This window comes from Microtetraspora sp. AC03309 (assembly GCF_020826795.1).
Classification (GTDB): Bacteria; Actinomycetota; Actinomycetes; order Streptosporangiales; family Streptosporangiaceae; genus Microtetraspora; species Microtetraspora glauca.
In genome coordinates this window covers 1-6,347 of record NZ_JADDIL010000151.1, presented here as the reverse complement: position 1 = coordinate 6,347, position 6,347 = coordinate 1, and the positions used below count along the sequence as shown (strand labels likewise).

The window sequence follows — 6,347 nt, the reverse complement described above, 5'->3', positions numbered from 1 at the left end:
CAGCCAGCCTGACGGGTTCACCGCTGGAGATCAATTACCCGGCCGAGATTCGGTGACGGGCCACTAGTTGTGATCAAGAGGCGGCCCGGGTGAGGTCTTTGATCCAGATCATCGCGGCGCGAAGGTGCAGACCGGCGAGGTAGCTCTCAGGGGTCTTGTCGTAGCGCATGGCGATGCCTCGCCAGCCCTTCAGCGTGTTGATCAGGCGCTCAACGGTGTTCCGCTCCTTGTAGAGGCCGGCGTCATGACTGACGGGCCGGCCACCCTTACTGCCCTTCTTCTTCCGGTTGGCAGCCTGGTCCCGATCACCCGCGCGTCCGGCAAGAAGAAGGTCGCCCTGGCCCTGCTGGGTACGCCGACTCCGACGCGGTGCGCTACGACCGCACCGGCCGCAAGCCGGCCTCCGGCCCGAGCCGGCCGGCACACAGTCACCGTCATCACGCACAGCTACTTTGCGGCTCGTCGCATGTTCCCGAGCCCAAGGGCCCGCTCGGCGGTCGGCAGAACGCGCTCGGCGTCGTCGACCAGTCCGACCAACGCCCTTGACGAGCGCACCGAGGGTCACCAACCCGAAGACACCTCCTGGTCCGACCTCCATCCGGACTACGTGGCGAAGATCCAAGAGGATCTCCCCGACGTGACGCCCGCCGCGGCGACGCCCGCGCTCCTCGTCAGGAGGGGGCCTCGTGGGTCATCCCGTCTGCCTGGGCCGTCTCGACCCCAAGTTCTCGGGGGTTGAGATTGGTAGGCACCGTTGATCCTGTAGTCGGTGTTCGACTGCCCGTTGTCATGGAAACGGGGTGAGCGTCACGGTGTGTGGTCGCGTCCGTCCCGTGGGGCGAAGGCTTCGAGGGCGTCTGCGTCGGTCGCGCGAGCGTGCAGGAAGTAGTCGGCCCACTCGGTGATTTCGGGGTAGGACGAGTCCTGGCTGACTCGAGTGGCAGCCGCCTCGATGTCGAAGTTCGTGGTTCGCAGTTCGACGCCAGGGCCCAGGAGGCCCCAGTGCGCTCCGGTTCTTCCGTAGGGCATGCCGACGCTGCCGGGGTTGAGTACAAGTCGGCCGTGGGCGAGGCGGACAAACGGCATGTGAGTGTGGCCGCAGACCACGGTGCGGATGTCTGTATCGAGTCCGCTGAAGACTTCCTTCCAGCGGTCGAGGCGGGAGTCGACCAGGACGACCTCCTCATCGTCACGGGGGGTGGCATGGCAGAACAGCACCTTCCCCAGGCCACGCACGGACAGAGACAGCGATCGTGGCAACGAGCTGAGATGGTCGAGATGGTCCTCCCGGAGCTGTTCGGCTGCCCAGGGGGCGATCGGATCGGGGATCGTGTCGCGTTGCCCCCGGCGGTATTCAAGGAGTTCGCGGTCGGCGTTGCCGCTGATCCAGATAACGCGGTCGCCGAGACTGGTCAGCAGGTCGAGAACCTGCGTCGGTTGCGGCCCGGCGGTGATGTCGCCGGTGAGCACGATGCGATCGGCGGTGCTGACGTCCGGTTCGGCGAGCACAGCCTCCAAGGCTGGCAGGACTCCGTGAATGTCGGACAGGACGGCTACTTGGTTCAGCATGGTCACCACTATGGGATGAAGACAGCCGAGCGGTGAGACCTTTCTCCTGACGCTTAGCCCTTCACGTTGCGCGTCCAGCCAGGAAGTGATCAGGCGGGCCGTCTTGTGCGAGTCGCGATCCATCATGATCATGTGGGAGTTGCCGTGACGGCCTTCGGTCGGCAGGTCGATCCAGGTCGATCGTCCACCGGCCCTTCGCAGGGCGTCGTGGAAGCGCCTGGTGGAGGTGTACAGCTCGGTCCACGTGCTGTCCGAGTCGAGGTGGTCGCCCCAGACGATGAGATGCGGGATCGGGCGGAGCCGGTCGAGGTCCACGGTGGACGGGTCGGGAGCGCCTGACGGTTCGATCGCGATGTGGGCGCGGACGTGGTCGGGGGCGGCGATGGTCGCGGCGAAGCCGAGCGGCCCGGCGGCGCTGTGGGTGAGGATCACGTTCGGCCCGACCTTGGCGACCAGCGCGTCGTAGCCGGCCTGGGTGGACCGGTCGTAGGCGCGGAAGCGCGGCACCACCTGCTTGACGAACTCGTCGAACGCGGCGACGGGGAACAGCGTGTCGGGGTACGGCCGGCGCTTGGCCGGGTCGGTGGCGTACGAGCCCGGGGGGAGATCCGCCAGGCGTACGAGCACCTGGTCGCGGACAAGCTCACTTTCACTCCTGGCCGGCAGCAGCCCACACTGCGGAACGACGACCTGGTGCTCACCTCGGTGCGGTTGGCCGATGGCGGTGTCACTGTCGAGGTGGCTCGCCGCCAGCCCGACGGCACGTGGTTGTGGGTGATCGACCAGCCCAGCCTTCTGGGGTAGGCCACCACCCCGCCCGTCAGCGGAGGGTGAGCTTGTTCGTACGGGCCCGCGGAATGCGAAACGGCGGGACCGCGGACTGCCGGCAGGAGCCACAGCTGCAGGAGTTGTCGGTGGCCGCCGCGCTGATCGGCTCGACCGCCGACCAGGCCATTCTGGAGAAGAGGTGATGGCACGGGAGTTCGTCGTCAGCCTCGTCACTGGCGAACCGCAGCCCGCCGAGTGGTGCGACGCGTGCGTGCTTCCGTCGCAGGTGCAGGTCGGCGTGTTCATGCTGACCAACGACGGGCTGACGAAGGTCGGCGTCTGGGAGGGATGCTCGACGGCTGATTGCCCATCGGAGCCGCGCGGTGGCCTGACCCTCGACTGAGTGCACGGAGACCCCGGCGAGGCGCTCGGGTGCCGAGCCCTCATCAAAACAGCCCGAAGTGCACAAGATGACCGAATCAATCACCAGACAGAGCGTCAACTGGTATGTCGACGATGGTTGGAAGCGTCATGGGGCAAGTGCGGTGGCGGTCCATGAAAGCGGCGTAACTGTTCGTTCAGGGCTAACCAGCCAGCGACCGCGTACAGGACTCAGTCCGTAGGCGGCCGGTACATGGGCTCTATCGGGCTGCCGGCCACCGGGACGAACGGGGCGGGCAAGTCATGCTGCTCGACCTGTACGGATGAGGTTCTCGGCAGGCACAGAGCGCCAGAGAGACCGCCCGGCGCTGAACCTTGTCGCCACGCGAAGAACAAGATCTCGGCTGACTTGTCGCGACCGCCCGTACGTCTCCGACAGAGGGGGTGAAGCACCACACACACAAGGGAGACCACCGTGACCGCCACCACCATGTCAACCGCGACGACCGCTACCTCGAGGCGCAGCCGCATTCGTACCGCGCTGTCCTGGGTCGTCCAGGTCGCACTCGCTCTGCAGTTCGCTTCCGGCGGGGTGCTGAAGCTGTTCGGCGCCGCGCAGATGACGGCCATGTTCGCCGAGATCGGCGCCGGCCAGTGGCTGCGGATCGTCATCGGCGCACTCGAGCCAGCGGGCGCCGCCGGACTACTCCTCCCGCGGCTGGCCCGCGCGGCCGCGGTCGGGCTTGTCGCGCTGATGATCGGCGCCACGGTCACCAACGTCACGGTGCTCGGCACCAGCCCGGCACTGCCGCTGTTCCTCCTGTCGCTCGCGGCCGTGGTCGCGGTACTGCGGCGCGACCACCGCTGACCCCGGCACCTCTCGCGCGACCACCCGGCTCGTGAGCGATCTGTTCCAGGCGTACGGAGCGATCAAGACCTGCAGATCGCATGGGAGGGAGCGCTGCGCCCCCGGCCCTGGAGCACCGACTGGTCCAATGGGGAGCTGTGGGCGGCTCTCGCCGAAACGCAGGCTGCGCAGACGGGAGACGCAGGGCATCGGCGGCCTGGCACGACCTCGTCGACCAGGTCGTCGAATGCCGCCTCCATAACGGCCTTGCACCAAACTGTCCCGTATCGGCTCCTGATGTACCTGCCGGAGGAAGCGTGATGAAGGCGACGCGGGAAAAGGGCACGTCGCGACCGCTGAGCTTCCGGGTGCTGATGTACGCGGCCGTGAGCGTGACGCTGCTGTCTGGGTGCACTCAGCACCCCCACAACTGCGGCCCGTGCCCCGGCAGCGGCGTGGAGCTCACCGCGCATCGGTCGATCGTAAGCCCCGATAACACGTACGAAGTCTGTGACGCACGTGACTTCTGCCGGAAAAGACACTTGCTCCCTGCCGGCGCCTCCCGCTTCCCCACGCCTGCCGAGGGAACCGACCTAAGTGCCGAAATTCAGATCCCTCTCGGCTTCGTCGATCTCCCGGGAAAGGCTACGGACTACTCGCGGGTGGCCGTCCGCGCGGTCATCAAAGACAAAAAGGGGCGGATCATCGGCCGCGGGCAAGCGACTTTCCCTGAGTATCCGCCCATCGAAGCCGTTGACCCCTGCTACTGCTACAACGCATCCGTGCAGCTGGACATTTATCCCGCTTCCAGCCCGTAATGTCCGGTGACACTCCACCCCGTTGACAGCGTCGACAGCCTCCTTCGGGTCCGCTCTCGCCTACCGTCAGCACTCGACATGTCGAACGCGTGGGGAGTCGCGCGCATAGCCGTGCGTCGCGCGATTCGGCCTATGCCTTCAGGGTGCGGGGTCAGCGAAGCGGGCGCGGAGTCAGGCCGTGGAAGATCAGGTCGAGCAGGGTGGCCGCATGCCCGGCCGCATCCGGCTCCGTCTCGGTGACCAGCGCGATGGCGTTCACCAGCTTGAACAGCTGCTCGACCGGTACGCCCGTCCGGACGTCGCCCGCCTCCTGTGCCCGCGCCAGCAGCCCCCGCGCCGCCCCGAACATCGCCGCGCGGCACGACGAGCCATCCTCGCCCAGCGCCGCCTGCAGCGACGCGGCCAGCCCACGCTCCGTGCTTCCCTGCGCGATCACCGCGCCCAGCCACTCCCTCAGCGCCACGCCCGGCGAAGGAGCGGACATCAACTCCTCGGCCCGGCGGCACAGGACGTCGATGTGGTCGCGGAAGACCGCCTCCAGCAGCGCCTGCCGGGTGGGGAAGTGCCGGTAGAGCGTGGCGTTGCCGACTCCCGCGCGCTGTGCGATGTCGTCCAGCGGCGCGTCGGCCCCCAGTTCGGCGAAGGCCGCCCGCGCGGAGGCCACCAGCCGGTCGTAGTTGCGCCGGGCGTCGGCCCGCATCGTCGCCTCCTGGGCTTGCTTAAACGGGGACTATCCCCGTATCGTACCCGACGAAAACCGGGGAGAGTCCCCGGTTAGGAGATGTCATGAGCTTCCAGCCACCTGAGTACGCGGCCCTTACCCACCACCTGCTCAACACCTGACCCGCTCTCGACACCCCACTATCGGGAGGAAACATGATCACCGTTCTCGTGACCGGCGCCACCGGCACTCAGGGCGGCGCCACGGCCCGCGGCCTGCTGGCCGCCGGGCAGCGGGTCCGCGCTCTCGTCCGCGACCCCGGCACCCCCGCCGCGCGGGCGCTTGCCGCCGCCGGTGCCGAACTGGTCCGCGGCGACATGGGCGACCGCATCTCGCTCGAGGCGGCCACCCGCGGCGCCGACGGCGTCTTCAGCGTCCAGCCCACCCTCGGCTACCCTGGCACGCCGCCCGGCTTCACCCTCGATGACGAGCTCCGCTACGGCCGCAATGTCGCCGACGCCGCCGCGGCGGCCGGCGTCCGCAGCTTCGTGTACGCCTCCGTCGGCGCGGCCGACGCCTCGCACGGCATCGCGCGCTGGCAGACCAAGGACGCCCTGGAGCGGTACGCCCGCGACCTGGGGCTGCCCATGACCGCGCTGCGGCCGGTCCGTTTCATGGAGAACCAGGTCCACCCGCAGATGGGCGTGCGCGACGGCGTCCTGACCGACGTCGTCCTGCCGGACGTGCCGATCCAGCTCGTCGCGGCCGCCGACATCGGCGCGTTCGCCACGCTGGCCTTCACCCGTCCGGCCGAGTACACCGGCCGGACGATCGAACTGGCCGGCGACGAGCTGACCATGCCGCAGATCGTCCGAGCCATGGAGCGGGCGCTGCGGCAGCCCATCACCTACCGGAATATTCCGCGCGAGGCGCTGGCCGGCCACGGCGCCGACGCCGTGGCCGGCTACGACTTCGCCAACCACGGCGGCTGGCACGCCGACATCGACGCGCTGCGCAAGGAGCACCCGGGCCTGATGGACTTCGCCACCTGGCTCGGCCGCGAGGGTGCCGCCGCCTTCACGATGGCCGGCTCGGGGACGTGATCAATAGCAGGACAAGAGCTGCCTAAGAAGCGCATAGCACCGTTTGCCGTCTCACATTTCCGGAGATCCAGACAATGCGGAAATGGCCCTATCAGGGGTTATCCGGGGCATTCTTCGGCATGGATGGCGGAGATGCTCGAGCGTCTAGAGGAATCGATTCCTTTTCGGGGGAGAATCGCTATGTCCAAGTTCAAGAGCCT

6 protein-coding genes and 1 pseudogene are annotated in these 6,347 nt (G+C 67.9%); 4 read left to right on the top strand and 3 right to left on the bottom strand.

What is annotated here, in order from left to right:
* Positions 1-73: 73 nt before the first annotated feature.
* Positions 74-304: pseudogene (locus IMZ11_RS41510) on the bottom strand (IS5/IS1182 family transposase); the annotation flags it as partial.
* 503 nt (positions 305-807) lie between these two features.
* On the bottom strand, positions 808-2,196 hold the full coding sequence (locus tag IMZ11_RS46545; protein ID WP_228648914.1) for a metallophosphoesterase family protein: 1,389 nt from the start codon (positions 2,194-2,196) through the stop codon (positions 808-810).
* A gap of 343 nt (positions 2,197-2,539) precedes the next feature.
* Here IMZ11_RS46545 and IMZ11_RS41500 point away from each other — a divergent pair, with 343 nt between their 5' ends.
* The 3 genes from IMZ11_RS41500 (at position 2,540) to IMZ11_RS41490 (ending at position 4,383) form a co-directional block, all read left to right on the top strand.
* Complete coding sequence (locus IMZ11_RS41500; protein WP_228648912.1) at positions 2,540-2,740, top strand: hypothetical protein; 201 nt, start codon at positions 2,540-2,542, stop codon at positions 2,738-2,740.
* A gap of 453 nt (positions 2,741-3,193) precedes the next feature.
* Entirely contained in the window at positions 3,194-3,586 is a 393-nt protein-coding gene (locus tag IMZ11_RS41495) for a DoxX family protein (protein ID WP_228648910.1), read from the top strand.
* A 299-nt stretch (positions 3,587-3,885) separates the two neighbouring features.
* Positions 3,886-4,383 (top strand): hypothetical protein, encoded by a 498-nt coding sequence (locus tag IMZ11_RS41490; RefSeq protein ID WP_228648908.1) that lies wholly within the window; start codon positions 3,886-3,888, stop codon positions 4,381-4,383.
* A 151-nt stretch (positions 4,384-4,534) separates the two neighbouring features.
* Here IMZ11_RS41490 and IMZ11_RS41485 read toward each other — a convergent pair whose 3' ends face one another.
* A complete protein-coding gene (locus IMZ11_RS41485; RefSeq protein WP_228648906.1) occupies positions 4,535-5,083 on the bottom strand; it encodes a TetR/AcrR family transcriptional regulator in 549 nt (182 codons plus the stop codon).
* A gap of 176 nt (positions 5,084-5,259) precedes the next feature.
* On the opposite strand from IMZ11_RS41485, the gene IMZ11_RS41480 reads away from it, so the two are divergent.
* Complete coding sequence (locus IMZ11_RS41480; protein ID WP_228648904.1) at positions 5,260-6,147, top strand: NmrA/HSCARG family protein; 888 nt, start codon at positions 5,260-5,262, stop codon at positions 6,145-6,147.
* Positions 6,148-6,347: the final 200 nt, after the last annotated feature.

Excerpts from the sequence above, each read along its gene's own strand:
- IMZ11_RS41485 (WP_228648906.1), bottom strand. The coding sequence starts at position 5,083 with ATGCGGGCCGACGCCCGGCGCAACTACGACCGGCTGGTGGCCTCCGCG.
- IMZ11_RS41500 (WP_228648912.1), top strand. The coding sequence starts at position 2,540 with ATGGCACGGGAGTTCGTCGTCAGCCTCGTCACTGGCGAACCGCAGCCC.
- IMZ11_RS41490 (WP_228648908.1), top strand. The coding sequence starts at position 3,886 with ATGAAGGCGACGCGGGAAAAGGGCACGTCGCGACCGCTGAGCTTCCGG.
- IMZ11_RS41480 (WP_228648904.1), top strand. The coding sequence starts at position 5,260 with ATGATCACCGTTCTCGTGACCGGCGCCACCGGCACTCAGGGCGGCGCC.